Source organism: Mycobacterium farcinogenes (genome assembly GCF_019739075.1).
GTDB lineage: Bacteria > Actinomycetota > Actinomycetes > Mycobacteriales > Mycobacteriaceae > Mycobacterium > Mycobacterium senegalense.
Genome location: NZ_CP081673.1, coordinates 1,361,479 through 1,386,403 on the forward strand (window position 1 = coordinate 1,361,479; position 24,925 = coordinate 1,386,403).

General features: G+C 68.0%; 25 protein-coding genes. 16 read left to right on the top strand and 9 right to left on the bottom strand.

Features of this window, described 5'->3' with window-relative positions:
- The first annotated feature begins 51 nt into the window (after positions 1-51).
- The 4 genes from K6L26_RS06235 (at position 52) to K6L26_RS06250 (ending at position 3,576) form a co-directional block, all read left to right on the top strand.
- Entirely contained in the window at positions 52-597 is a 546-nt protein-coding gene (locus K6L26_RS06235; RefSeq protein ID WP_064897118.1) for a TetR/AcrR family transcriptional regulator, read from the top strand.
- 19 nt (positions 598-616) lie between these two features.
- Positions 617-1,105 (top strand): glutathione peroxidase, encoded by a 489-nt coding sequence (locus K6L26_RS06240; RefSeq protein WP_019346110.1) that lies wholly within the window; start codon positions 617-619, stop codon positions 1,103-1,105.
- 74 nt (positions 1,106-1,179) lie between these two features.
- Positions 1,180-1,884 (top strand): DUF2334 domain-containing protein, encoded by a 705-nt coding sequence (locus K6L26_RS06245; protein WP_064897057.1) that lies wholly within the window; start codon positions 1,180-1,182, stop codon positions 1,882-1,884.
- Positions 1,885-1,905: 21 nt separating this feature from the next.
- Complete coding sequence (locus tag K6L26_RS06250; protein WP_064897059.1) at positions 1,906-3,576, top strand: FAD-binding dehydrogenase; 1,671 nt, start codon at positions 1,906-1,908, stop codon at positions 3,574-3,576.
- A gap of 1 nt (position 3,577) precedes the next feature.
- Here K6L26_RS06250 and K6L26_RS06255 read toward each other — a convergent pair whose 3' ends face one another.
- The gene (locus K6L26_RS06255; protein ID WP_055117737.1) at positions 3,578-4,216 is read right to left on the bottom strand and encodes an MBL fold metallo-hydrolase; all 639 of its coding nucleotides are present in this window, start codon (positions 4,214-4,216) and stop codon (positions 3,578-3,580) included.
- A 19-nt stretch (positions 4,217-4,235) separates the two neighbouring features.
- Between K6L26_RS06255 and K6L26_RS06260 the strand changes: the two genes are divergently transcribed.
- From K6L26_RS06260 to purQ, 3 genes are read left to right on the top strand one after another with little or no spacing between them, the layout of a single operon-like run.
- The gene (locus tag K6L26_RS06260; protein ID WP_245008699.1) at positions 4,236-4,895 is read left to right on the top strand and encodes an ATPase; all 660 of its coding nucleotides are present in this window, start codon (positions 4,236-4,238) and stop codon (positions 4,893-4,895) included.
- 10 nt (positions 4,896-4,905) lie between these two features.
- Positions 4,906-5,145, top strand: a complete 240-nt coding sequence (gene purS / locus K6L26_RS06265) for a phosphoribosylformylglycinamidine synthase subunit PurS (RefSeq protein WP_003879889.1) — start codon at positions 4,906-4,908, stop codon at positions 5,143-5,145.
- A complete protein-coding gene (gene purQ / locus K6L26_RS06270) occupies positions 5,142-5,816 on the top strand; it encodes a phosphoribosylformylglycinamidine synthase subunit PurQ (protein WP_019346115.1) in 675 nt (224 codons plus the stop codon). Before purS ends, purQ begins: the two co-directional genes overlap by 4 nt.
- 92 nt (positions 5,817-5,908) lie before the next feature.
- Here the strand turns inward: purQ and K6L26_RS06275 are convergent, their stop codons facing one another.
- The gene (locus tag K6L26_RS06275) at positions 5,909-6,706 is read right to left on the bottom strand and encodes a family 1 encapsulin nanocompartment shell protein (protein WP_036391867.1); all 798 of its coding nucleotides are present in this window, start codon (positions 6,704-6,706) and stop codon (positions 5,909-5,911) included.
- Entirely contained in the window at positions 6,703-7,734 is a 1,032-nt protein-coding gene (locus tag K6L26_RS06280; protein WP_019346117.1) for a Dyp-type peroxidase, read from the bottom strand. The genes K6L26_RS06275 and K6L26_RS06280 overlap by 4 nt, the downstream gene beginning before the upstream one ends.
- A gap of 50 nt (positions 7,735-7,784) precedes the next feature.
- Here K6L26_RS06280 and K6L26_RS06285 point away from each other — a divergent pair, with 50 nt between their 5' ends.
- Together K6L26_RS06285 and K6L26_RS06290 are read left to right on the top strand one after the other, a co-directional pair.
- Positions 7,785-9,044, top strand: a complete 1,260-nt coding sequence (locus K6L26_RS06285) for a M18 family aminopeptidase (RefSeq protein ID WP_221852859.1) — start codon at positions 7,785-7,787, stop codon at positions 9,042-9,044.
- A 34-nt stretch (positions 9,045-9,078) separates the two neighbouring features.
- Positions 9,079-9,432, top strand: a complete 354-nt coding sequence (locus K6L26_RS06290) for a VOC family protein (protein ID WP_221852860.1) — start codon at positions 9,079-9,081, stop codon at positions 9,430-9,432.
- On the opposite strand, the gene K6L26_RS06295 is transcribed toward K6L26_RS06290, so the two are convergent.
- Positions 9,429-9,659: a hypothetical protein gene (locus tag K6L26_RS06295; RefSeq protein ID WP_221852861.1), complete on the bottom strand. Its 231-nt coding sequence runs from the start codon at positions 9,657-9,659 to the stop codon at positions 9,429-9,431. The two genes, K6L26_RS06290 and K6L26_RS06295, sit on opposite strands and share 4 nt — an antisense overlap.
- 39 nt (positions 9,660-9,698) lie before the next feature.
- Complete coding sequence (locus K6L26_RS06300) at positions 9,699-11,513, bottom strand: thiamine pyrophosphate-requiring protein (protein ID WP_221852862.1); 1,815 nt, start codon at positions 11,511-11,513, stop codon at positions 9,699-9,701.
- Between the two features lie 62 nt (positions 11,514-11,575).
- Between K6L26_RS06300 and K6L26_RS06305 the strand changes: the two genes are divergently transcribed.
- The 4 genes from K6L26_RS06305 to K6L26_RS06320 are packed head-to-tail and all read left to right on the top strand — an operon-like array spanning position 11,576 to position 17,473.
- Entirely contained in the window at positions 11,576-12,784 is a 1,209-nt protein-coding gene (locus tag K6L26_RS06305) for a cation:proton antiporter (protein WP_036391882.1), read from the top strand.
- Entirely contained in the window at positions 12,781-15,099 is a 2,319-nt protein-coding gene (gene purL / locus K6L26_RS06310; RefSeq protein ID WP_019346123.1) for a phosphoribosylformylglycinamidine synthase subunit PurL, read from the top strand. Before K6L26_RS06305 ends, purL begins: the two co-directional genes overlap by 4 nt.
- Positions 15,096-16,823 carry an alpha/beta hydrolase gene (locus K6L26_RS06315; RefSeq protein WP_019346124.1) on the top strand — a complete coding sequence of 576 codons (1,728 nt, stop codon included), beginning with the start codon at positions 15,096-15,098 and terminating at the stop codon, positions 16,821-16,823. Before purL ends, K6L26_RS06315 begins: the two co-directional genes overlap by 4 nt.
- Positions 16,823-17,473, top strand: a complete 651-nt coding sequence (locus tag K6L26_RS06320; RefSeq protein ID WP_085143256.1) for an Rv0804 family intramembrane glutamic endopeptidase — start codon at positions 16,823-16,825, stop codon at positions 17,471-17,473. Before K6L26_RS06315 ends, K6L26_RS06320 begins: the two co-directional genes overlap by 1 nt.
- Here K6L26_RS06320 and K6L26_RS06325 read toward each other — a convergent pair.
- Together K6L26_RS06325 and K6L26_RS06330 are read right to left on the bottom strand one after the other, a co-directional pair.
- A complete protein-coding gene (locus tag K6L26_RS06325) occupies positions 17,394-18,662 on the bottom strand; it encodes an APC family permease (RefSeq protein WP_036391895.1) in 1,269 nt (422 codons plus the stop codon). The genes K6L26_RS06320 and K6L26_RS06325 overlap by 80 nt on opposite strands.
- A gap of 61 nt (positions 18,663-18,723) precedes the next feature.
- Positions 18,724-19,932, bottom strand: coding sequence for an MCE family protein (locus tag K6L26_RS06330; RefSeq protein WP_019342982.1), 1,209 nt, complete (start codon positions 19,930-19,932; stop codon positions 18,724-18,726).
- An 18-nt stretch (positions 19,933-19,950) separates the two neighbouring features.
- Between K6L26_RS06330 and K6L26_RS06335 the strand changes: the two genes are divergently transcribed.
- Positions 19,951-20,337, top strand: a complete 387-nt coding sequence (locus K6L26_RS06335; RefSeq protein WP_036391900.1) for a sterol carrier family protein — start codon at positions 19,951-19,953, stop codon at positions 20,335-20,337.
- Between the two features lies 1 nt (position 20,338).
- Here the strand turns inward: K6L26_RS06335 and K6L26_RS06340 are convergent, their stop codons facing one another.
- Positions 20,339-21,691, bottom strand: a complete 1,353-nt coding sequence (locus tag K6L26_RS06340) for a hypothetical protein (RefSeq protein WP_019342980.1) — start codon at positions 21,689-21,691, stop codon at positions 20,339-20,341.
- A 211-nt stretch (positions 21,692-21,902) separates the two neighbouring features.
- Here K6L26_RS06340 and purF point away from each other — a divergent pair, with 211 nt between their 5' ends.
- Both purF and purM read left to right on the top strand, forming a co-directional pair.
- Entirely contained in the window at positions 21,903-23,438 is a 1,536-nt protein-coding gene (purF, locus tag K6L26_RS06345; protein WP_019342979.1) for an amidophosphoribosyltransferase, read from the top strand.
- A gap of 61 nt (positions 23,439-23,499) precedes the next feature.
- Positions 23,500-24,591 (top strand): phosphoribosylformylglycinamidine cyclo-ligase, encoded by a 1,092-nt coding sequence (gene purM / locus K6L26_RS06350; protein WP_019342978.1) that lies wholly within the window; start codon positions 23,500-23,502, stop codon positions 24,589-24,591.
- A gap of 82 nt (positions 24,592-24,673) precedes the next feature.
- Here purM and K6L26_RS06355 read toward each other — a convergent pair whose 3' ends face one another.
- Positions 24,674-24,847 (bottom strand): DUF3073 domain-containing protein, encoded by a 174-nt coding sequence (locus K6L26_RS06355; RefSeq protein ID WP_019342977.1) that lies wholly within the window; start codon positions 24,845-24,847, stop codon positions 24,674-24,676.
- Positions 24,848-24,925: the final 78 nt, after the last annotated feature.

Consider the following 24,925-nt stretch of genomic DNA (forward strand, 5'->3'; position numbering starts at 1 on the left):
ACGCTACGCCGCATCTAGGCGCTGTCAAGATTCCGATCTAGAATGGCCGGCATGGGTTATCACCACGGCGACCTCAAGGCCGTGATCCTCGCGCAGGCCGCCGAGCTGGTGGCCGAACGCGGCGCCGACGGCATCTCGCTACGCGAACTCGCGCGAGCCGCCGGCGTCTCGCACGCCGCGCCCGCGCACCACTTCACCGACCGGCGCGGGCTGTTCACCGCACTGGCCACCGAAGGTTTCCAGCTCCTGGCCGCCGCCCTGACCGACGCCAGGCCGCAGTTCATCGACGCCGCCAAGGCCTACGTGCGGTTCGCCCTCGACCATCCCGGCCACTACGAGGTGATGTTCGACAAGTCGCTTTACGACGACACCGACGCCGACCTGGTTGCCGCCGCCGCGGCGGCGGGCGCCGAACTGAACCGCGGTGTGGGGACCCTGGCCGACCCGAAGGCCGCCGCCGACCCGTCGGGCGCCGCGCTGGCGGCTTGGTCTCTGGTGCACGGCTTTTCGACGCTGTGGCTCAACGACGCCATCGACACCGCGGGCGATCCGATCGCCAAGGTGGAGAGTCTGGCCGCGATCCTGTTCGACGGGTAGGTCCGGTAGCGTCCCAGGCATGAGCCTCAAGGACATTCCGCTGACCACCCTCGACGGCAATCCCACGACGCTGGCCGAACTGGCCACCGGCGCCGCGCTGGTGGTCAATGTGGCCTCGAAATGCGGTCTGACGCCGCAGTACACCGCGCTGGAGAAACTGGCCGAGGACTACGCCGCTCGCGGGCTGACCGTCGTCGGCGTCCCGTGTAACCAGTTCATGGGCCAGGAGCCGGGCACCGCCGAGGAGATCCAGACCTTCTGCTCGACCACCTACGGCGTGACATTCCCGTTGCTGGCCAAGACCGACGTCAACGGTGCCGACCGTCACCCGCTGTACGCCGAGCTGACCCAGGCCGCCGACGCCGACGGTGAGGCCGGCGACATCCAGTGGAACTTCGAAAAGTTCCTGCTCACCCCGGACGGGACGGTGGCCAACCGGTTCCGTCCCCGCACCGAGCCGGACGCACCCGAGGTGATCGCGGCCATCGAGGCGGTCCTGCCGGCCTGATCCCTGGCCCAATGGACACTCGGCGTCAGAGTGTTCGACACCGTCCCGACATGTGACGTTGCCACACTGGCAGCGTGACCGGACAACTCATCGTCTCGATATCGCAGATCAGCGATCGCACGCTGGGCGATGTCGCGTCGTTCTGCGCCGAGCTCGATGCCCGTGGCGTGCCGGCCTCGTTGTTGGTGGCGCCCCGGCTCAAAGGCGGCTACCGGTTGGACCGCGACCCCGCCACGGTGGAATGGCTGGCCCGTCGCCGCAGCGGCGGTGATGCCATCGTTCTGCACGGCTACGACGAAGCCGCGACCAAGAAGCGTCGCGGCGAGTTCGCCTCTTTGCCCGCCCACGAGGCCAACCTGCGGCTGATGGGTGCCGACCGGGTACTCGAACACCTGAGCCTCCGCACCCGGTTGTTTGCCGCACCGGGCTGGACGGTATCGCCCGGCACGGTGACCGCACTGCCGCGCAACGGTTTTCGACTGCTTGCCGATCTCAACGGCGTCACCGACCTGGTTCGTGGGACGACGACGCGAGCGCGCGTGGTCGGTATCGGCGAGGGATTCCTGTCCGAGCCGTGGTGGTGCCGGACCGTGGTGCTCGCCGCCGAGCGCACCGCGCGACGGGAAGGCCTCGTGCGGGTCGCGGTCGCTGCCAAGCACCTGCGCAGGCCCGGCCCCCGCCAAGCCATGCTCGACGCGATCGACCTGGCTTTGCTGCACCAGTGTGAGCCGGTGGTTTACCGGTGGCGAGGTTTTTCGGCTCTGACCGAGGCCGCCTGACACGCGCTAGTGTTGCGTCTCATGGCAGACGCCGATGTCATTGTCGTGGGGGCGGGTCTCGCCGGGTTGGTCGCAGCGTGCGAACTGGTCGAGCACCCCGGCGGAGCCGGGAACTCGGGCCGGGGTCTCCGGGTACTGATAGTGGATCAGGAGAACGCGGCCAACCTCGGTGGGCAGGCATTCTGGTCGTTCGGCGGGCTCTTCTTCGTCGACAGTCCCGAACAACGCAGGCTCGGTATCCGCGACAGTCAGGAACTGGCGCTGCAGGACTGGCTGGGAACCGCGGGTTTCGACCGGCCCGAGGACCATTGGCCGCGGGAGTGGGCACACGCCTACGTCGATTTCGCGGCCGGCGAGAAGCGCAGCTGGTTGCGCGCCCGCGGCCTGCAGACCTTCCCGTTGGTCGGGTGGGCCGAGCGGGGCGGCTACGGTGCACTGGGCCACGGCAATTCGGTGCCTCGGTTCCACATCACGTGGGGGACCGGGCCGGCGATCGTCGACGTCTTCGCCCGCCGGTTGGTGGGGGAGCCCCGGGTGCGATTCGCCCACCGGCACCGCGTCGACGAACTCGTCGTCTCCGATGGCGCTGTGGTCGGGGTGCGTGGTGCGGTGCTGGAGCCGTCTGAGGCGCCTCGTGGTGCGGCGTCGTCACGGAACGTCGTCGGAGAGTTCGAGTTCCGTGCATCGGCGGTGATCGTGGCCAGCGGCGGCATCGGCGGCAACCACGACCTGGTGCGCAAGAACTGGCCGGCTCGCATGGGCCGGGTGCCCGAACAACTACTCAGCGGCGTCCCCGCGCATGTCGACGGCCGGATGATCGGGATCTCCGAAGCCGCCGGTGCACGCGTCATCAACAGCGACCGGATGTGGCACTACACCGAAGGCATCACCAACTACGACCCCATCTGGCCCGACCACGGGATCCGTATCCTGCCCGGGCCGTCGTCATTGTGGTTGGACGCCAACGGGAGACGACTGCCCGGGCCGCTGTATCCCGGCTTCGACACTCTCGGCACCCTCGAACACATCTGCCGCACCGGGCAGGATTACACCTGGTTCATCCTCGACGCGCGGATCATCGCCAAGGAGTTCGCGCTGTCCGGCCAGGAACAGAACCCCGACCTGACCTCACGCAGCGTGCGTGACGTGCTGGCCCGGGTCAAGCCCGGTGCGCCGGCGCCGGTGCAGGCGTTCGTCGACCGCGGCGTCGACTTCGTCAGCGCCCGTTCGCTGCGCGAACTGGTGGCCGCCATGAACGATGTACCCGACGTGGTCGAACTCGACTACGCCACCGTGGCCGCCGAGGTCACGGCGCGGGATCGCGAGGTGGCCAACAAGTTCACCAAGGACGGCCAGATCACCGCGATCCACGGGGCGCGCAGCTATTTGGGTGACCGGTTCACCCGGGTCGTCGCCCCGCACCGGCTCACCGACCCGAAGGCCGGTCCGATGATCGCGGTCAAACTGCACATTCTGACCCGAAAGTCCTTGGGCGGGTTGGAAACCGACCTGGACTCCCGGGTGCTCAAAGAGGACGGCACCGCGTTCGCCGGGCTCTATGCCGCAGGTGAGGCGGCCGGATTCGGCGGGGGCGGGGTCCACGGCTACCGGTCTCTGGAGGGCACCTTCCTGGGCGGTTGTATCTTCTCCGGCCGGGCCGCCGGACGCGGTGCGGCAGCCGATATCGCCTGAGTCAGAATTCCGTGCCGTTTTCCTCGGTGAGCACCTGGAATTCGGTACTCGTCATCTCGGCCAGCCGCCCGTAGTAGATCCCGCGCGCATTCGGCTCGACGATGCCCTGGTGGATCGGCACAGCCCGGTTCGGTGCGACCGCGCGCAGGTAGTCCACGGCTTCAGAGATTTTCATCCAGGGTGCGGCCGCCGGGGTGGCCAGCACGTCGACCGGTTCCCCCGGGACGAACAGCGCGTCACCTGGGTGCATCAGCCGGGCCGGGTGCTCGTCGTCGCCCAGCAAGTACGAAATGTTGTCGATCACAGGGATTTCGGGATGGATGACGGCGTGCCGACCGCCGGTCCCTCGTACGTTGAGCGAGCCGATCCGGAACTCGTCGCCAGGGTGCACCGCCTTCCAGGGGGCGCCCAGCTGGGCGGCGGTCTGCGGATCGGCATACAGCGCTGCTTGCGGATTGGCGTCTATCAGTGCGGGCAACCGGGCGGTATCGGCGTGATCGGGGTGCTGGTGAGTGATCAGGATGGCCGACAAACCGGTGATGCCTTCGAAACCGTGCGAGAAGTTGCCCGGGTCGAACAACACCGTGGTATCCGAAATGCTGGCCAGTAGGCACGAATGTCCGAAATGCGTGAGTTGCATACCTATATTGTGGCGCTCGGTGGGGATATGGCGGGTGATCGTGGCGATCTCGATCGCGCTCTGCGGGCTGGCCGCAGGGTCTCCTTCGGCGTGGGCGGAACCCGGCGCGGACTGCCCGCCGCTGTGTGACCGCATCCCGGATTCGGCATGGGTGCGCGGGTCGCAACTCCCGTTGGCCCGCGAGTACCGCTGGCCCGGCCTGGCCGGCTTGGCCGTGACCTCGGTGACACCGCGCTTCCGGTTCGAAGAGGTGTGTGCGTCACCGCCCATACCCGGGGATCCGCGCGACTACGCCGTCGCGGCGCGGTCCGAGGTCTCCCAACCCGAGGGGCACTGGCAACTGCGAGTGCAGGTACTCCACTGGCGTGGGGACACCTGGCAGGGCGGACAGACCGCGCTGGCCGTGGTGCAGGGATCCGTGGATGCGCTGCGGACCTGCCCGGGGAACGCGGCGTCGATCACGACGGACCGACCGGGCCGGCTGGCGGCGGTGGTCAACACCGACGGGCAGGTGCTACATCAGTACCTACTCGCCGATCCGGACAACAGCACGGTGGTCGAGTTGGCCATGTGGGCGAGCACGCCACCGAGAGTTCCATGGTCGGCGCCACCGGACCCTCAGGTGCTCGATGCGCTGGCCGACCCACTGTGCACGGCTTACATAGGGTCGTGCCGGTAGAGTGTGCGCCGTGGCAAAGGTGGTTGTGCACGTCATGCCCAAGGCAGAGATCCTGGACCCGCAAGGTCAGGCGATTGTCGGGGCACTTGGTCGGCTAGGACACGGCGGTATCGCCGACGTCCGGCAAGGCAAGCGTTTCGAGCTCGAAGTCGACGACTCCGTAGCCGACGAAACCCTGGCCGAGATCGCGGAGTCTCTGCTGGCCAACACCGTTATCGAGGACTTCTCGGTGAGCCGGGAGGACGCGTGAGCACCCGTGTCGGGGTGATCACCTTCCCCGGGACGCTCGACGATGTCGACGCGGCCCGAGCCGTTCGTCTGGCCGGTGCCGAGGCGGTCAGCCTGTGGCACGCCGACGCCGACCTCAAGGGCGTCGACGCCGTCGTCGTACCCGGTGGCTTCTCCTACGGTGACTACCTGCGCTGCGGGGCGATCGCCAAGTTCGCCCCGGTGATGGGCTCGGTCGTCGAGGCGGCCGGCAAGGGCATGCCTGTGCTCGGCATCTGCAACGGCTTCCAGGTGCTGTGCGAGGCCGGGTTGCTGCCCGGTGCGCTCACCCGTAACGCCGGCCTGCACTTCATCTGCCGCGACGTGTGGCTGGAGGTCGCCTCCAACACCACCGCCTGGACCACCCGCTATGACGCCGGTGCCGACCTGCTGATCCCGCTGAAGTCCGGCGAGGGCCGCTATGTCGCGTCCGAAGCGGTGCTCGATGAACTCGAGGGCGAGGACCGCGTGGTCTTCCGCTACCGCGAGAACCTCAACGGCTCGATGCGCGGCATCGCCGGCGTGTGCTCGGAAAACCGTCGCGTCGTCGGCCTGATGCCGCATCCCGAGCACGCCACCGAGGCGTTGACCGGTCCGTCCGATGACGGGCTCGGATTGTTCTACTCCGCGCTGGACGCGGTTCTGTCGGTCTAGTCCACTGACTCTGGTGCGCCGCGAGCGTGCGCACAGTGCTGCCCGCGAGCGGCGTGCCGACCAGCAGACACGCACGCTCGCGGTGCAACGGGTCAGGCAGTGAGGGCGACGGACGCCTCGGCCGTGTAGGCCAGGAACGTCAGGGTCTCCTGCAGGTACAGCTGCACGCTCTCCGCGTCGTGGGACTGGTAGCCGATGGACACATCGGTACCCAGCTGCAGATCGAAATCGCCACCGCGGGTGGACAATACGAACGCGCCGTCGATCGCTGGCGCCCAGATGATCTCCCCGTCGACCAAGCGGCTCAGGTGTTCGCGGATCGGGTAGCCGTGCGCGGTGGTCTCACTGACCTTGGTGTAGGTCTCCGCTGAGAGCAGCACCGAATACGGTCCGTCGACACCGGCCAGCCTCAGCTCTGACAGGGCCTGTGCGATCACGTCGGGAATCTCACGGGCGTCGTCGGGCAGGGCCAGCGCCGGATTGGAGCTCGAGCTGCGGATGCCCTCGATGTCGGCGGCCGGATAGCCCTCGAAGATCGCCCGGTCCTCGACGAAGGCCAACTTCTTGGCGGCGTCCTTGACCGGATCCCAGTCGGAGTCCTGTGCGCCGCGCTCGACATCGTCAATCGCGGTGCGCGACACCGTGAACGGCACACGAAGGCGCACCAGCGGTCGGGCGCCGCGCAGGTGGGCGACCACACCGTCACCGGGCGACTGCACGTCGAGCAGATGGCCCGTGCTGACCGCCGCGGTCACCGGCCCGCTGGGCTCGCTGACATCGACCACGCGCCGGCCGGCGATGTGGCGCTTGAAGGTTCGGCTGGCCTCGAGTTCGATCTCGGCCCAGGCGGACTCGGTGATCGGAGCGAGCTCGCGGTACAGGTTGTTCATTGCGGGATTCCTTTCAGACTGCCGATGCCGAGCGAGCCGTCGCGGTGGCCCTCCGTGGGTGAATCTTCCTGTGCTGCCGCCGTTTCTTCCAACGACGGCAGCGGCGGTGGATCATCCAGAAAATCGATCGTGGGAGTGAAGAACAGCCCTCCGGTCAGAGCGGTGGAGAAATCCAGGATCCGGTCGGTGTTCCCGGGTGGGTCGCCGATGAACATGTTGTTCAGCATCCGCTCGGTGACCGCCGGGGTGCGCGAATAACCGATGTAGTACGTACCGAACTCGCCCTTGCCGATCTCGCCGAACGGCATGTTGTGCCGAATGATCTTCAGCTCGTTGCCCTCGTCGTCTTCGATGACGTTGAGCGCGACGTGCGAATTGGCGGGTTTGACCGCGTCGTCGAGCTCGATGTCGTCGAGCTTGGTGCGGCCGATCACCCGCTCCTGCTCTTCGGTGGACAACGAATTCCACGAGCCCATGTCATGCACATACTTCTGCACGTGGACGTAGCAGCCTCCGGCGAAATCCGGGTCCTCGTCGCCGATCTGGCTGGCATTGACGGCCACCGGGCCGTCCGGATTCTCGGTTCCGTCGACGAACCCCATCAGGTCGCGGTTGTCGAAGAACTTGAACCCGTGCACCTCGTCGACGATCGTGACGGCGCCGGCCAGGGCATCGGCGAATTTGGTGGCGAGCTCGAAGCACACGTCCATCGACTCGGCACGCAGGTGGAACAACAGGTCCCCCGGTGTCGCCGGGGCCCGGTGCCGCGGACCTTCCAGCGGGATGAACGGGTGAAGTTCAGCGGGACGCGGGCCGGAGAACAACCGGTCCCAGGCGTCGGAGCCGATCGACACGATGGCCGACAGGTGCTTGGTCGGGTCCCGGAAACCGATGGCACGCACCAGACCTGAAATGTCGGCCAGCGCGTCGTGGACCGTCGCCTCACCGCCCGGATCGATCGTTGCGACCATGAACACGGCAGCCGGTGTCAGCGGCGCCAGAACCGGTTGAGGCTGTGGTGCAGGCACAACGTCGACCCTAACGCGGCGCGCGTCGAAATCCCGGTCAAGATAGAGATATGGCAGCCAGCGCCCAGAGCATGTGCGAGTTCATCGACGCGTCCCCGTCACCGTTTCACGTCTGCGCCACCGCCGCGCAACGGCTGCGTGGCGCCGGTTTCACCGAGCTCGCTGAAACGGACGCGTGGCCCGGCACGGGGAAGTTCTTCACGGTGCGAGCGGGCTCGCTGGTGGCGTGGAACACAGAGAACACCGACGCTGCCGCACCGTTCCGCGTCGTCGGCGGCCACACCGACAGCCCCAACCTGCGGGTCAAACAGCACCCCGACCGCGTCGTGGCGGGCTGGCAGGTCCTGGCGCTACAGCCGTACGGCGGGGCCTGGCTGAACTCCTGGCTCGACCGCGACCTCGGGATCAGCGGTCGGCTGTCGGTCCGCGACGGCAACCGGATCGACCACCGGTTGGTGCGGGTCGACGATCCGATCCTGCGCGTACCCCAGTTGGCCATCCACCTGTCCGAGGACCGCAAGGGTGTCAGCCCCGACCCGCAGCGCCACGTCAACGCGGTCTGGGGCCTGGGGGATAGACCCCGATCCTTCATCGGATATGTCGCCGAGCGGGCCGGCGTCGCCGAGGCGGACGTGCTGGGCTTCGACCTGATGACCCACGACCTGACACCGTCGGCGATCACCGGAGCCGAGGGGGAGTTCGTCAGCGCACCCCGGCTGGACAACCAAGCCACGTGCTATGCCGGGCTGGAGGGCTTCCTGGCGGCACCCGCCGGCACGCACGTGCCGGTGCTGGCCCTGTTCGACCACGAGGAAGTCGGCTCGACCTCCGATCACGGCGCCCAGTCCGAGCTGTTGCCGACGGTGCTGGAACGCATCGCGCTCGCCGCGGGCGGTTCGCGGGAGGATTTCCTGCGCAGGGCCGCCGGATCGATGGTGGCTTCCGGAGACATGGCGCACGCGACGCACCCGAACTACCCGGACCGCCACGAGCCCGGCCACCTCATCGAAGTGAACGCCGGACCCGTGCTCAAGGTGCAGCCCAACCTGCGGTACGCCACCGACGGCCGCACCGCGGCGGCATTCGCGCTGGCCTGTGATCAGGCCGGGGTGCCGCTGCAGCGTTACGAACACCGCGCCGACCTGCCGTGCGGCTCCACCATCGGGCCGATGACCTCGGCGCGTACCGGGATCCCGACCGTCGACGTCGGCGCGGCTCAGCTCGCCATGCATTCCGCCCGGGAGTTCATGGGTGCCCACGACGTCGCCGCCTACTCGGCGGCCCTACAGGCATTTCTTTCGCCACACTGACGCGGTGTCACCGCCCGGGTCTAGGGTCGGCGCCATGGCACTGTCCGTGGAGATGATCACTGTCGACTGCACCGATCCCGACGCGCTGGCCCGGTGGTGGGCGCAGGCCGTCGGCGGTGAGGTGAATGCGTTGATGCCAGGCGAGTTCGTGGTGCTGGTGCAGCCGGACGGGCCGCGGCTGGGATTCCAGAAGGTCCCGGCTCCGACGCCGGGAAAGAACCGTGTCCACCTCGATCTCGCGGCCGCGGACATGGAAGCCGAGGTGGCGCGGTTGGTGGGCCTCGGGGCCGCCGAGACCGAGCGGCACAGCTTCGGTCCTGACTTCAGCTGGGTGGTCCTCACCGACCCCGAGGGCAATGCGTTCTGTATCGGGTCCGAGCAGGGCTAGCTGATCCGGCTGGCCAGCATGTGCTTGGCCATCTCGGCGCCCTTGCGGCTGTCGGCCTGAGCCTTGCGGAACAGCTCCACCACCTCGGTGTCGCCGTCACGTTCGGCGTCGGCGATGAACGTCTCCATCCGCAGCGCGTTCTCCAGGCACTGCTCGGTGTACCAGATCAGGTTGTAGTTCTTGTCCTTGGTGCCGGTGATGTGACCGGCTTCGGTGCTCGCAGTCATTGCCGCCTCCTCTGTTGTCATTGTCGTGAGACCGATCGGCTACCCGCCGGGTTTGGCGCGCAAACCAGAACCGGTAAGCGCTTCTACCACCTTGTTTTTCGCGATTTCGGCCATCAGGTGCCAACCGTTCGGATCGCCCTTGGCGACGGCCTGCGCGGTTGACTTGGCCTGCTCGTAGGTGACGTGCGGAGGTATGGGCGGTACCTCGGGATCGGTGCGTACGTCGAGCACCACCGGTCCGTCGGCATTCAGCGCCGCATCCCAGGCCGCGCCGATCTGATCGGGGTCGTCGACGGTGATCGCCTGCAGTCCCATCGCCGTGGCGATGTCGACGTAGGACACCTCCGGCAGGTTCTGGGAGCCCTCGAACTTCGGTGCGCCGCCCATGGCGCGCAACTCCCAGGTGACGTGGGCCAGGTCATTGTTGTGGAACACGCACACCACCAGGCGGGGATCAGCCCACTGCCCGGCGTAGCGGCGGATGGTCAGCAGCTCGGCCAAGCCGTTCATCTGCATGGCACCGTCGCCGGCCAGCGCGATCACCGGACGGTCCGGCTGGGCGAACTTGGCGCCGAGCGCATACGGCACGGCCGAGCCCATCGTGGCCAGGGTGCCCGACAACGACCCGGAGGTGGTGTCCCGGAACCGAAGGCAACGCGCGTACCAGTTGGTCGACGATCCGGAATCGCCGGTGACGATCGCGAAGTCGGGCAGCCTGGCTGACAGCTCCCACACCACCCGCATGGGATTGATCGGATCCGCCGACAACATCGATTGCCGTTCGACCGTCTCCCACCACCGGCTCACGCCGTCCTCCACGGCGCTGCGCCAGGACCGGTCGGATTTTCGGTTCAGGTGTGGAATCAATTCGGCCAGAGCGGTTTTCGCGTCGGCAACGATATTGACCTCGGTGGGGTAGCGCATGCCGATGTTGGCTCCGTCGATGTCGATCTCGATGGCGCGTGCCGCGCCGAACTCGGGCAGGAACTGGCTGTAGGGAAAGTTCGACCCGACGATCAACAGGGTGTCGCACTCGCGCATCAGCTCGTAGCTGGGCCGGGTACCGAGTAGACCGATCGCCCCGGTGACATATGGCAGATCGTCGGGCAGCACGTCCTTGCCGAGCAGCGCCTTTGCCACGCCTGCTCCGGTCAGTTCGGCCACCTGGGCCACTTCGTCGGCCGCACGCCGGGCGCCCTGCCCGATCAGGATCGCCACCTTGGAGCCCGCGTTGAGGATCTCGGCCGCGGTCTCCAACGCCACGGGATCCGGCCGCAGCACCGGTTCGGCGTCGTGCGGGCCGCTCGACGGTACTTGTTTGAAGGCGTGGTCGGGTGGCTCATAGGGCTGCTCCTGCAGGTCCGACGGGATCACCACCGCAGTGGGCGCCCGGCGGGCACGGGCGGTGCGAAACGCCCGGTCCAACGCATTGGGCAGCTGGCTCGCCACGTTGACCTCGACCAGGAAATCGCTGGCCACATCCGAGAACAGGGCCTGTAAGTCCACTTCTTGCTGATAGCTGCCGCCCATCGCGCTCCGCGCGGTCTGCCCGACGATCGCCACCACCGGCGTGTGGTCCAGCTTGGCGTCGTAGAGGCCGTTGAGCAGGTGGATTGCGCCGGGCCCCGAGGTGGCCAGGCACACCCCGACGTTGCCGGAGAATTTGGCGTAGCCGGTCGCGGCCAGGGCGGCCATCTCCTCGTGCCGGGTTTGTACGAACTGCGGCCCGGCCCGTCGGTCCTTCCCGAATGCGGCCACCAAGCCGTTGATGCCATCGCCGGGGTAACCGAAAACCTGCTCGACGTTCCACTGGCGGAGCCGGTCCAGGACGAACTCCGCGACTGTTTCACTCATCTGGCGGTGTTACCCGCCCCGCTGCCTGAAAAACCTGTGGTGGCGCTGGAAAGATCTCCGCCGTGGTGTTGGGACTGATCGCGGTATCCGTCGTACTCGCCGGGTGGTCGTTGCTGTCAAAGGGCTTGGCACGCCGGCGGTTGACGGCGCCGATGGTGTTGGTCCTGGCCGGGCTGGCCCTCGGCTTCAGTACCCAGGATGTGCTGGCCGACACCCTCAACGCGGACAGCGCCCAGCACGTCGCCGAGATCATCCTGGCCGTACTGCTGTTCGTCGACGCCACCGACGTTCGCGGCGGATTCCTCGGTGCCAACCCACGCGCGGCCCTGCGGCTGCTTTTCATCGCGCTGCCGCTCGGGCTGGCCTGCTCGGTGCTGATTGGGCTGTGGCTGCTGCCCGGCCTGCCCTGGGCGGTGCTGCTGGTGATCGCCTGCGTCGTGGTTCCGATCGACTTCGCGCCGACTTCCACACTGTTGCGTGACGCCCGGCTGCCGGAGCGGGTCCGTGGCCTGCTCAACGTCGAGGCCGGCTACAACGACGGCATCGTCTCGCCGATCTTCATCTTCGCGGTGGTGCTGGCCGCCGACCGCACCCATGCCGAGACTCCGCTCGACGCGCTGGCCTCAGCGGTTCCGCACGCGGTCAAGGCGATCATCGTCGGCGTGCTGATCGGTGCCGGGCTGGCCGTCGCGGCCAACTGGGCCCAGCGGCGCGACCTGATGACCGACCAGGCCAAGCGGGTGATCCTGGTTGCCGCGCCGCTGCTCGCCTTCGGCGCCAGCGTGCTGATCGACGGCAACGGCTTCGTGTCGGCGTTCGTCTGCGGTATCGCGTTCAACTATCTGCGGAGCTCGGACACCTTCGCGGCCGAGCTGGAACTCGTCGACGACGTCGGCTTCCTTCTGGCGGCCGTCATGTGGTTCGTGTTCGGCCTGACGGCGGTGCTGGCGCTGGGAGCCGGGGTCTCGCCCGCCACCGTGGTGTTCTGCCTGCTCGCGCTGACCGTGGTACGCATCCTGCCGGTGTTGGTGGCGATGCTGGGGTCGCCGGTGAGCTGGCGTGAGCGGCTGCTCGTGGGATGGCTCGGACCTCGCGGCACCACCTCGATCGTGTTCGGGCTGCTGGCCTTCAACGCCCTCGAAGGAGTGGCCGAGCACACAGTGGCCCAGGTGCTGGTGGTGGCGGTTCTCGGCAGCGTCGTGCTGCACGGGGTGAGCGCACCGGCCGCGGCACACGCCTATGCGCGAGCAGCTACTAAACTGGGGTCGTGACGTCTGAGCTCACCCACGGCCGTACATCGACCCAGGACACTGTGGAGCGGGCAGCCGCCACCCCTGATCAGCCGCAGCCCTACCGCGAACTCGGTCTCAAGGACGACGAGTACCAGCGGATTCGCGAGATCCTGGGCCGCCGCCCCACCGACGCCGAGCTGGCCATGTACTCGGTGATGTGGAGCGAACACTGCTCCTATAAATCCTCCAAGGTGCACCTGCGCTACTTCGGCGAGACCACCACCGACGAGATGCGCGCCGGCATGCTGGCCGGCATCGGTGAGAACGCCGGAGTCGTCGACATCGGCGACGGCTGGGCCGTCACCTTCAAGGTCGAGTCCCACAACCACCCGTCCTACGTCGAGCCCTACCAGGGGGCGGCCACCGGTGTCGGCGGCATCGTCCGCGACATCATGGCGATGGGTGCCCGCCCGGTGGCGGTCATGGACCAGCTGCGCTTCGGCGCGGCCGACGCTCCCGATACCCGTCGCGTGCTGGACGGCGTGGTGCGCGGCGTCGGCGGTTACGGCAACTCGCTCGGCCTGCCCAACATCGGCGGCGAGACGATCTTCGACCCCTCCTACGCGGGCAACCCGTTGGTGAACGCACTGTGCGTGGGTGCGCTGCGCAAGGAAGACCTGCACCTGGCGTTCGCGTCGGGCACCGGCAACAAGATCATCCTGTTCGGTGCGCGCACCGGCCTGGACGGTATCGGCGGTGTCTCGGTGCTGGCGTCGGACACGTTCAGCGGGGACGAGAGCGGCGCGGGCCGCAAGAAACTGCCGAGCGTTCAGGTGGGCGACCCGTTCACCGAGAAGGTGCTGATCGAGTGTTGCCTCGAGCTGTACGCGGCCGGCCTCGTGGTCGGCATCCAGGACCTCGGTGGTGCCGGGTTGTCCTGTGCCACATCCGAACTCGCTTCCGCGGGTGACGGCGGCATGCGTATCGAGCTGGATCAGGTGCCGCTGCGCGCCAAGGACATGACCCCGGCCGAGGTGCTCTCCAGCGAGTCCCAGGAGCGCATGTGCGCCGTGGTGACACCGGAGAACGTCGACGCGTTCATGGCCGTCTGCCGCAAATGGGAGGTGCTGGCCACGGTCATCGGTGAGGTCACCGACGGAGATCGGCTCCAGATCACCTGGCACGGCGAGACCGTCGTCGACGTGCCGCCGCGCACCGTGGCCCACGAGGGCCCGGTCTACCAGCGGCCGGTGGCCCGGCCCGAGAGCCAGGACGCGCTGGTCGCCGACACCTCGGCCAAGCTGCCCCGGCCCAAGACCGGCGACGAGCTCAAAGCCACTCTGCTGGCCCTGATCGGCAGCCCGCACCTGTGCAGCCGGGCCTTCATCACCGAGCAGTACGACCGCTACGTGCGCGGCAACACGGTGCTGGCCGAGCATGCCGACGGCGGTGTGCTGCGCATCGACGAGACCACCGGTCGCGGTATCGCGGTCTCCACCGACGCCTCCGGCCGCTACACCCAGCTCGATCCCTACACCGGTGCACAGCTGGCCCTGGCCGAGGCCTACCGCAACGTCGCGGTCACCGGGGCCACCCCCGTCGCCGTGACCAACTGCCTCAACTTCGGCTCGCCGGAGGACCCGGGCGTGATGTGGCAGTTCAGCCAGGCCGTTCGCGGGCTGGCCGACGGCTGTGCGGCCCTTGGCATTCCGGTCACCGGCGGCAACGTCAGCTTCTACAACCAGACCGGTTCCACCGCGATCCTGCCGACCCCGGTAGTGGGTGTGCTCGGCGTGATCGACGACGTGAAGCGACGCATCCCCACCGGGCTGGGTACCGAACCGGGCGAGACGCTGCTGCTGCTCGGCGATACGCACGACGAGTTCGACGGCTCGGTCTGGGCCCAGGTCACCGCCGATCACCTCGGTGGCGTGCCGCCGAAGGTCGACCTGGCCCGCGAGAAACTGCTGGCCGAGGTGCTGACCGCGGCCTCACGCGACGGCCTCATCTCCGCGGCGCACGACTTGAGTGAAGGTGGCCTGATCCAAGCCGTGGTCGAGGCCGCACTGGCCGGTGAAACCGGTTGCCGGGTGATCCTTCCCGAGAATGTCGATCCCTTCGTGTTCCTGTTCTCCGAATCCGCCGGCCGCGTGCTGGTCGCGGTGCCGCGCACCGAGGAGAGCCGGTTCCGGTCGATGTGTGAGGCTAGAGATCTACCGGTGACGCGGGTAGGCGTCGTAGACCAGGGGCCCGAGGGCGGAGAACCCTTGATCGAAGTCCAGGGCCAGTTCAGCATCACCCTCGCGGAGCTACGGAGCACGTCGGAGGGCGTGCTGCCCGGGCTGTTCGGGTGACGGCAAAACCCCTCGACGAACGTCATCCCCTGCTGCGCTGGGCCTGGAGCCTGGTGCGACTGGACTTCGCCGGCATCGCCGTCGCAGCCCTGTTCTTCTGTCTGTCGCTGACCCCGTCGCTGCTGCCGCGGGACTGGCTGTTCGCCGGGCTGATCGGCGGCATCAACGCCGCCATCGGCTACGGCATCGGGCTGTTGCTGGGAAAAGTGCTGTACCGCTTGGTGTTACGTAACCGCGCGTGGTGGCCGCCGTCGAAGCGGACGTTGTACTGGCTGAAGACGCTCGTTGTGGCCGGCGCTATCACAGCATGCGTGCTGATGCTGGTTCCCGCAGCCGCCTGGCAACGGCAGGTCTCGGCCTTGATGGGCATGGAAGGTCCGGCCACGCTGGGCTATCTGCGCACCCTGATCATCACCGTGGCAGTGGGCGCCGCCCTGATCGCGACCGCGCGCATGCTGCGCGACGCCGTCCGGCTGCTGGCCCGGATGTTCATCCGGCGCTGGCATCTGCACCGGGAGGTGGCCCAGTTCATCGGGACCGCGATCGTGGTGGTGCTGGTCGTCACGCTCGTCAACGGCGTGCTCTACCGCGGGTTTCTCGCCGGGGCCAGCCGGGTTTTCCAACCGCAGAACACCACCACCCGCGAAGGCATCAGCCGGCCGGTCGAACCGGAAAGGTCCGGTAGCCCAGACTCTTTCGCCGCGTGGGATTCCCTCGGCTTTCAGGGCCGCAACTTCGTGGCGACCGGACCTCGTGCCGCAGAGCTCGAAAGCGTCAACGATGCACCGGCCAAAGAGCCCATCCGGGTGTACGCCGGCCTGCACACCGCGGAGACCGTGGATCAGCGAATTGCGGTGCTGCTCAGCGAGCTTGAGCGCACCCATGCCTTTGACCGCAAGCTGCTGATCATCGTCCCCACCACCGGCACCGGCTGGGTCAACCCGGTGGCCGCTCGCGCGTTGGAATTGATGTACAACGGCGACACCGCGATGGTCGGAATGCAGTATTCCTATCTGCCGAGCTGGATTTCGTTCATGGGCGACCGGAAGAAGTCCATGGACATCGGGCGGTTGATGATCGACGCGATCCATGCGCGCTGGGAGCAGCGGCCGCCGGAACACCGGCCCAAGCTGGTGCTGTACGGGGAGAGCTTGGGTTCGATGGGTGGCCAGGGCGCGTTCAGTTGGCTGCCTGACATCGCCAGGATGGGCTTCTCATCGGTGCTGTGGGTCGGCCCGCCCAATGCCAGTCCGCTGTGGAGTGGGCTGACGGCCCGCCGCGATCCCGGAACCCCTCAGGTCCGGCCCCGTTACGACAACGGCCGCACGGTGCGGTTCTCCGAGGCGGCCGGCCCCGCCGAGATCGCCGCCGACGCCGCCGCCCCGTGGGAGGGCACCCGGGTCATGTTCCTGCAGCACCCGTCAGACCCGATCGTCTGGTGGTCGACGGATCTGCTTTTCTCCGAACCGGATTGGCTGGTCGAACCGCCGGGCTCGGACCGCACCGCCTCGATGCGCTGGTACCCCATCATCACGTTCTGGCAGGTGGCCGCGGACATCACCAACGCGTCGAGCGTGCCGGCCGGGCACGGGCACAACTACGGCGAATCGGTACTCGACGGCTGGGTCGCGGTGGCACCGCCGGCGGGCTGGACGCCCGACGATACCGCGCGCATCCGGATGGCACTGGAGAAAACCGAGGCCAACGACGGACCCGAATACTGATGGCCGCCAAACGTATCCGCGCGGTGGCGTTGGCCGCAGGCGTCGTCGGATGGAACGGCCTGGTGGATCCGAGGCTGCCGGCCCGTTGGCAGCCGGTGGCGCGCGCGGCGCTCGGCAGCGTGCTGATGTTCGCGACGGGCGCCCGGTCGGGGTTACGGCCTCCGGCGGTGTGGTCCGGCCTGCGACTCGGGGCCGTGGCCGCCACCGCGGTGAGCGCAGGTGTGGCCGCGACCTCAACGGTGCCGCCGGTGCGCGCAGGAATGCGCCGTAAGGTGCTGCCGGACGAACCGCGCCGATGGCTGGCGCTGCGAATCCCGCTCGGCACCGTCTGGCCGGAGGAAGCGACCTTTCGTGGCGCGCTGGGCAAGCTCGGTGCCGAGGCGTTCGGACCGGCCGGCGGCCAGGTGCTGCAGGCCGGCGCCTTCGGGCTCTCGCACATCGCCGACGCCCGCGCCGCGGGTCAGCCCGTGGTCCCGACGGTGCTGGCCACCGGTGCCGCCGGGTGGGTCTTCGGGTGGCTTGCGCAGCGCTCGGCCAGCTTGGCTGCCCCGATGCTGGCGCACTTGGCGATCAATGAGGCGGGAGCGCTGGCTGCGCTGGCCTGCCAAGCCGGGCCAGCAGCGCGGCCAGTGCCAGGATCGCAGCCGTGACCGCCAGCGGCCACAACGTGGACAGTGCGAAATCGGTGACGCGCAGCGGGATCAACACCACGCAGACCACCACCACGACCAGGATCAGCCGGGGCGCCTGCTGTGCCACCGCGGTACCTGCCACTCGTGAATTTGCCTCGGTGACAAGGGTATACACGGCCAGCAGGAGAACGGCGGCGATGGTGCTCTGCAATCCGCCGATATGGTTCTGGAACCGGCAGAACCCCACTGCCAGCACGCACATCGCCGCGGGGACCAGGACCGCCACGTCTGGGCCGGCCCCGAACAGCCGTGCCGCCACCCGTGTCGCCGCCCAGGTCAGGCCCAGCAACGCGGCCGACCCGAGGCACAACGCGCCGGTGGCGAACCAGTAGAAGCCGGCGTCGGCGTAGAACTCCGAAACGATCAACGACAAGGTCTGGGCCGAGGACAAGAACCCGCCGGCCGCACCGACGTTGACGGCCAGCAGCAGGATGAAGGCGGCCAGTGCGGTAATCCCCACCGCGGCCCCCACCGGACGCGCCACCGACTCCAGGCGACCGCTGACCACGGTGGCGGCCTCGAAGCCCACCAACCCCAGGCCGAGCGGAATCGCTGCTGCCGTCAACAACAGGACAGAATCTGCGGGTGCGGGCCCGCCGAACTGCATCGGCGGGGTACCGGCCGCCACTCGCGCCATGACCGCCAGAGACAGGTAGAGAAAAATCAGCAGCCCGACGGCGGTCAGAGCGGCAGCCGTCGTACCCACCGCCCGGGTGGGCAGATACGCCACCACCGCACCGGCGATGACCACTACGGCTACCGACCAGCCCGGCCACCACCATCCGGCCAGAGCGGTCTCGAGGTCAGGTGCCCCGGAAAGCGGCTGCAGTGCGAGCGTGAGCGCGACACCCACACCCAGCAGCACGTACGCCGCCAGTTGGATGAGGCTGGTGAACCGCCCGGCAGCCGGTCCCACGGTGGAGGCAACCAGATCGCCCGTCGACAGCGCCCGCGGTGCATGGCGGTGCAGACGGGCGAACGCGAAGATCAACACGGCGGCGACGACCGCGGCGCAGATACCCGCTACACCGTTGAAGGCCGCGGCTGCGATCGGTGCGAGGGACAGGCCCAGGGCGCGCCATGCAGGCAGAACCGGGGGCCACGCGGCCGGCTGCTCCGGGCCCGCTGAGACTGCGCGCTTAGGCATCGGCGCTACCGTTCACGAAGTCCCCTCCTAGCCGCATCCCCGAATCAAGATCGTAAAGCCGTCACGGATTGATGGTGGGCTCACCGATCTGCCGCCCCCAGACGTAGTCGGTGAAGATCGGGGAGCCTAGTTCGACATGGTTGTACGGTGCGATCGACAAACCGGTGTCCATCACCAGATACGGTGCGGGCCAGAGGTCGGCCGTGATCGGTTTCCAGCAGCCCGGCTTGCCCTCGGGACCGCCCTTGGCATTGACCCGCGGCAGATTGTCCGGATACACGTAGGTATTGCCCACGCCGATGCTCGACAAGGTCCCCGTGCTTTCGAATGAGTATCCGTTGTCGCCCCCGAACGTCGCATAGAACGCGGGCGCGACGTCGTGATAGTTACGGATGGTGCAGAACAACTGCCCCTGGTACTTGTCGAACAGCTTCGAGGTCGGGATCAGATCCTGCGCACCGCGCTGCAGATAGGGGCCGCCGCGTTCGAGGATGTCGGAACCGGTTCCGGCGAAACCGATCGCCGCGACCAGCGCGGCGTCGAGCTGTCCACGCTGGGAGTTGAAGGTGGCCGCGCTGCGCGCGGCATCGCGCAGGCCGTCGAACAGGTCAGGGCCGGCCTCGGCATAGCGCTCGCCGAGGTCGGCCAGTGCCGCGATGTCGTGGCGCAACGCAGGCATACGTGAGTTCACGTCGTCGAGGATTGTGTTGCCGTCTGCCAGCGACTGTCCGAACGCACCGCCCAGTCCGGTCAGTGCCTGGGCGGTGGCAGACAGGGTCTGGTTCAGCTTGATCGGGTCGACCTGTTCGGTGATCGCGGTGATGGTTTCGAACAACGAGTTGAACTCGGTGGTGACGGCCGTGACGTCGATCGGTTCGGAGGTCGAAACCCGTTGCGTGCTCGGATGTTCCGGCGAAGTGAAGGCCACGTACTTGTTGCCGAACACCGTGGTTGCCTGGATCGAGGCCGATACGTTGGCCGGCAGCAGGTCCAGGTACTTCGGGTTGATGTCGAGGCGAACCAGAGCCCGGACCGGGTCACCGCCGTCGGTGGTCACCGCGCCCACCCGGCCGATCGGAACGCCGTTGTAGGTCACCTTGGAACCCGGATCCAGAACCAGGCCCGCCCGTGAGGCCAGCAGCGTCAGCGGTGCCTTGGCCTCGAAAGCACCCCGGAACTGCGCCACGATCAAGCCGAAGATCAGCGCGAGAATCGCCAACAGCGCCGCGCCGGCCGTGCGATACGGCGGATTACGGTGATCGGCAAACACTTTGCGAGACTCTATGACATGGCCGCGCGAGGCAGTGTAGATCCGCAAAAGACCCGGGCGGCGGTGGCCGTCGTCGCCGACTGGCTGCGCGAACCGGCACACGCCGAACCGGCCCGAGCCGAACTGGCCGAGGCGGTCCGGCTGACCGCGCGCACCCTGGCCGCGCTGGCGCCGGGCGCCAGCGTCGAGGTTAGGGTGCCGCCCTTCGTCGCAGTGCAGTGCATCGAAGGGCCCCGCCATACCCGCGGCAACCCACCCAACGTCGTCGAAACCGATCCCCGCACCTGGCTGCTGCTGGCCACCGGGTTGCTCGGCCTGGAAGACGCCGGTACCGCGGTGCAGATGTCGGGGTCGCGGGCCGGCGAGGTGGCCCGGTGGCTGCCGTTGGTGCCACTGGGGTCGTGACTCACCGGAAGTACGGATACTCCTGAACCCAGTGAAAGCCCCGGTTACGCAGGGTGAACTGGTCGAGATCCAGCCGGTCGAGCCAGATCGCGACGTGACGGCCGGACAGCTCGCCGGTCAGCTGTAACCGTTCGGGCGTCGGGCGGGACGCGGTGAGCGTGCCCAGGGGCGAGCCGTCCGGGCCCGACACCGTGAGGTTGTCGCCGTCGACCCTGACCGGTGCATCGACCAATTCGCCGTTCATGCGCTGGTAGGTGAGGACCTCGGGCAGGTCGAACACGACGCGATGCCAACGCGACTGATCGGTGGTCAGCGGTGGTGCGGTTCTGCCGTCGACATCGAAGCGGCTCACCGTCCAGATCCCGTACAACTCGGGTGTGGCGCGGCCACCGCCGTACTCGTTCCAGCCCTGCCATCCGGTCAGGATGCAACCGGCTGCCATCCAGACGCCGAGTAGGGCCTGGAGTCGGGCCGCGATGGTGTTGGCGCGGGCACCGGCGAACAGCTCGGGTTGTACCGCCGGTTCGGTGGGGCGCTGCAACACCAGCAAGTCGGCCAGCCGCCGGTACTGCGGTGCGAGCAGCACCAGACCCATCAACAACAGATGCCCGGACAGAATCTTCACCGGCACGTCGAAGGTCATGTTGAGCAGGAACACCTGCGCCATGCTGGCCACGCCGAGCAGGGCGCCCAGGGTCGCCGTCCGGGGCCAGAACAGCAACAGGCCGGCGAGGACCTCGACGGCCCCGAGCGCCATCTCATAGGGATAGGAGCTGCCGACCTGCAGCCACAGCACCGAGGCCGGACTGAATTCCCCGTACGGGCGCAGCAACGCCGCCAGCGGCGGGGCCGGCATCTGCGTCGGGATCAGCTTGGCGAAACCGTAGAACAGCATCTGCCCGGCCACGCACAGCCGCACGAACGTCAGGAACCAGGCCCACAACCTCGAGTAGTCCTGTCGCTGCCGGTCGATCCACGACCACACCGCGGTGCCGGCCACCGAGAACACCAGCAGGCAGAAGATCATCACCCAGATCGCGGCCTGATCCCCGCTGCCCGAGTCCTGATGCAGCACCGCCTCGACACCGAACACGTGCCGGCCGACCCAGCCGATCACCGGGCCCAACGCCGTCATCTGCCACATCACCGCCCGGTCCGGCAGCCAGTGGCCCACGATCCCCAGGAAGGCGAACGTGATCTGCGCGAACAACAGACAGAACAGACCGAAGTACAAGAAGCAGAACCGGAATGCGATCTTCGTCACCTCCGGCCACGGGTGCGGCCGGGCCTCGGCTTCGGAGTCGCGGGGATCGGTTGCCGGTGTCTCGGAGAGTTGGCGCGTCACGAAAAACATCCTTGCCGTTGGCATGTAGTGGGTCGATGGGGTAATCCCGACACATCCCGGTGGTCCTTGCCTCACCCCGGCGGCCGGGTGCGGGAATGGCGACCGCGCCGCCCGACGTTGGAAAAGCCGGTGCCGGAACGGCCATTCGATTCTTTTGTTGGCCCGCCTGGACCGTAGACTCGGTTATGTCACCAACCGCCGCCCCGGGAGCAGCCCTATCGTGACTGGTCAGCAACTCGACGAAAACGAACCGCGCGAAGAGTGCGGCGTATTCGGGGTCTGGGCCCCGGGTGAAGACGTTGCCAAGCTCACCTACTACGGCCTGTACGCGCTGCAGCACCGTGGCCAGGAGGCCGCCGGCATCGCCGTCTCGGACGGTTCCCAGATTCTGGTGTTCAAGGACCTCGGTCTGGTCAGTCAGGTCTTCGACGAGCAGACCCTGGCCGCGATGCCGGGCCACGTCGCCGTCGGACACTGCCGTTACTCCACCACCGGCTCCACCACGTGGGAGAACGCGCAGCCCGTGTTCCGCAACACCGCTGCCGGTACCGGCGTCGCCCTCGGCCACAACGGCAACCTGGTCAACACCGCCGAGCTGGCGGCCCGGGCCCGTGAAGCCGGCCTGATCGACATGAAGGGTGCGCCGACGGCCACCACCGATTCCGACATCCTCGGAGCGCTGCTGGCGCACGGGGCCGCCGACGCCACCCTGGAACAGGCCGCCCTGGAACTGCTGCCCACCGTGCGCGGCGCGTTCTGCCTCACCTTCATGGACGAGAACACCCTCTACGCCGCGCGTGACCCGCACGGTGTGCGCCCGCTGGCCCTGGGCCGGCTCGACCGCGGCTGGGTGGTCGCCTCCGAAACCGCCGCCCTCGACATCGTCGGCGCCTCGTTCGTCCGCGACATCGAACCCGGCGAACTGCTGGCCATCGATGCCGACGGCGTGCGCTCCACCCGGTTCGCCAACCCCGAACCCAAAGGCTGCGTCTTCGAGTACGTCTACCTGGCCCGCCCCGACAGCACGCTCGTGGGCCGCTCGGTGCACGCCACGCGCGTCGACATCGGCCGCAGGCTGGCCCGCGAGCACCCGATCGACGCCGACCTGGTGATCGGTGTACCGGAATCGGGCACCCCGGCCGCAGTCGGTTACGCCCAGGAATCCGGGATCCCGTTCGGGCAGGGCCTGATGAAGAACGCCTATGTGGGCCGCACCTTCATCCAGCCCTCGCAGACCATCCGGCAGCTGGGCATCCGGCTCAAACTCAACCCGCTGCGTGAGGTGATCCGCGGCAAGCGCCTGATCGTCGTCGACGATTCGATCGTGCGCGGCAACACCCAGCGTGCGCTCGTACGCATGCTGCGCGAGGCCGGAGCGCTGGAGGTCCACGTCCGGATCGCGTCCCCGCCGGTGAAGTGGCCGTGCTTCTACGGCATCGACTTCGCCACCCCGGCCGAACTGATCGCCAACGCGGCCTCGGCCGAACACGAGGGCGAGATGCTGGAGGCCGTCCGGCACGCCATCGGCGCCGACAGCCTGGGCTACATCTCCCAGCAGGGCATGATCGCGGCCACCGAGCAGCCGCCGACCCGGCTGTGCTCGGCCTGCTTCGACGGCAATTATCCGATCGAACTGCCCGGCGAGACCGCACTGGGCAAGAACGTCGTCGAGCACATGCTGGCCACCGCGGCCCGCACCGGCGTGCCGCTGCAGGCGGCGGACAACGACAACGCCTCGGCGCTCCGTCGGCCCTGAGAGCGTCTTAACGCCTCCTGCGCTGTACCCCCTCAACAGCGGGGCGGTAGCCTTGCTTGCGATGACTAAGGGCGCCGAACAGCACGGCATCGCCGAACACAACAGCATTTCGTACGCGTCAGCCGGGGTCGATATCGAAGCCGGCGACCGCGCTGTCGAACTCTTCAAACCGCATGCCGCCAAGGCGACCCGTCCGGAAGTCCGGGGCGGCCTGGGCGGCTTTGCCGGGCTGTTCGCCTTACGCGGCGGCTACCGCGAGCCGGTGCTGGCGTCCTCGACCGATGGTGTGGGCACCAAGCTGGCGGTCGCGCAGGCGATGGACAAGCACGACACCGTCGGAGTGGACCTGGTCGCCATGGTGGTCGACGACCTCGTGGTGTGCGGTGCCGAGCCCCTGTTCCTACAGGACTACATCGCCGTCGGGCGCACCGTCCCGGAGCGCGTCGCCGCCATCGTGTCCGGCATCGCCGACGGCTGTGTCCAGGCCGGCTGCGCCCTGCTGGGCGGTGAGACGGCCGAACACCCCGGCCTGATGGAACCCGACCATTACGACATCTCCGCGACCGGCGTGGGCATCGTGGAGGCCGACGACGTACTCGGACCCGACCGGGTCCGGCCGGGCGACGTGATCATCGCCATGGCCTCCAGCGGTCTGCACTCCAACGGCTACTCGCTGGCCCGCAAGGTCCTGCTGGAGATCGACCGGATGAACCTGGCCGGCCATGTCGAGGAATTCGGCCGCACACTCGGCGAGGAGTTGCTGGAGCCCACCCGCATCTACGCCAAGGACTGCCTGGCGCTGGCCGCCGAAACGCAGGTGCGCACGTTCTGCCATGTCACCGGCGGCGGCTTGGCGGGCAACCTGGAACGCGTGGTGCCCCACGGGCTGACCGCGGAACTGGACCGCGGCACGTGGACGCCGGCACCGGTGTTCCAGATGATCGCCCAGCGCGGACGCATCGAGCGCGCCGAGATGGAGAAGACGTTCAACATGGGCATCGGGATGGTCGCGGTCGTGGCACCCGAGGACACCGATCGCGCGCTGGCCATCCTGACCGCACGGCACCTGGACTGCTGGACGCTGGGAACGGTCAAGAAGGGCGGCAAGGACAGTGTGCGCGCCCAGCTCGTCGGCCAGCATCCGCGGTTCTAGACAGTAGACAAGGTCGCGCTGGTAAGCGTCAGGCGCAACCAGCGCGACCCGTGTCTAAGTCCTGGGACGGAATGCGGGCGGCTCAGCGCCGCCAGTCATCCTCACCCGACCATTCATCGGCGTCGTCATTGACGTCGCCGGAATCGGGAGATCCCGACAGCTCACGTTGGAGCTGACTGAAGTCGGTGTTTGGTGAGCTGTACTTCAACTCACGTGCCACCTTGGTCTGCTTTGCCTTCGCCCGGCCGCGGCCCATGGGGGGACCCCCTCGCGCAATAACGGAGCGGCCCAATTGCTAGGCGGCTCCGATCTGTGTGTCTTTATTGTCCTGCCA

Coding starts and splice junctions, on each gene's coding strand:
- K6L26_RS06235 (WP_064897118.1), top strand. CDS start 52: ATGGGTTATCACCACGGCGACCTCAAGGCCGTGATCCTCGCGCAGGCC.
- K6L26_RS06240 (WP_019346110.1), top strand. CDS start 617: ATGAGCCTCAAGGACATTCCGCTGACCACCCTCGACGGCAATCCCACG.
- K6L26_RS06250 (WP_064897059.1), top strand. CDS start 1,906: ATGGCAGACGCCGATGTCATTGTCGTGGGGGCGGGTCTCGCCGGGTTG.
- K6L26_RS06255 (WP_055117737.1), bottom strand. CDS start 4,216: ATGCAACTCACGCATTTCGGACATTCGTGCCTACTGGCCAGCATTTCG.
- K6L26_RS06275 (WP_036391867.1), bottom strand. CDS start 6,706: ATGAACAACCTGTACCGCGAGCTCGCTCCGATCACCGAGTCCGCCTGG.
- K6L26_RS06285 (WP_221852859.1), top strand. CDS start 7,785: ATGGCAGCCAGCGCCCAGAGCATGTGCGAGTTCATCGACGCGTCCCCG.
- K6L26_RS06290 (WP_221852860.1), top strand. CDS start 9,079: ATGGCACTGTCCGTGGAGATGATCACTGTCGACTGCACCGATCCCGAC.
- K6L26_RS06295 (WP_221852861.1), bottom strand. CDS start 9,659: ATGACTGCGAGCACCGAAGCCGGTCACATCACCGGCACCAAGGACAAG.
- K6L26_RS06300 (WP_221852862.1), bottom strand. CDS start 11,513: ATGAGTGAAACAGTCGCGGAGTTCGTCCTGGACCGGCTCCGCCAGTGG.
- K6L26_RS06320 (WP_085143256.1), top strand. CDS start 16,823: ATGGCCGCCAAACGTATCCGCGCGGTGGCGTTGGCCGCAGGCGTCGTC.
- K6L26_RS06325 (WP_036391895.1), bottom strand. CDS start 18,662: ATGCCTAAGCGCGCAGTCTCAGCGGGCCCGGAGCAGCCGGCCGCGTGG.
- K6L26_RS06335 (WP_036391900.1), top strand. CDS start 19,951: ATGGCCGCGCGAGGCAGTGTAGATCCGCAAAAGACCCGGGCGGCGGTG.
- K6L26_RS06340 (WP_019342980.1), bottom strand. CDS start 21,691: ATGTTTTTCGTGACGCGCCAACTCTCCGAGACACCGGCAACCGATCCC.
- purM (WP_019342978.1), top strand. CDS start 23,500: ATGACTAAGGGCGCCGAACAGCACGGCATCGCCGAACACAACAGCATT.
- K6L26_RS06355 (WP_019342977.1), bottom strand. CDS start 24,847: ATGGGCCGCGGCCGGGCGAAGGCAAAGCAGACCAAGGTGGCACGTGAG.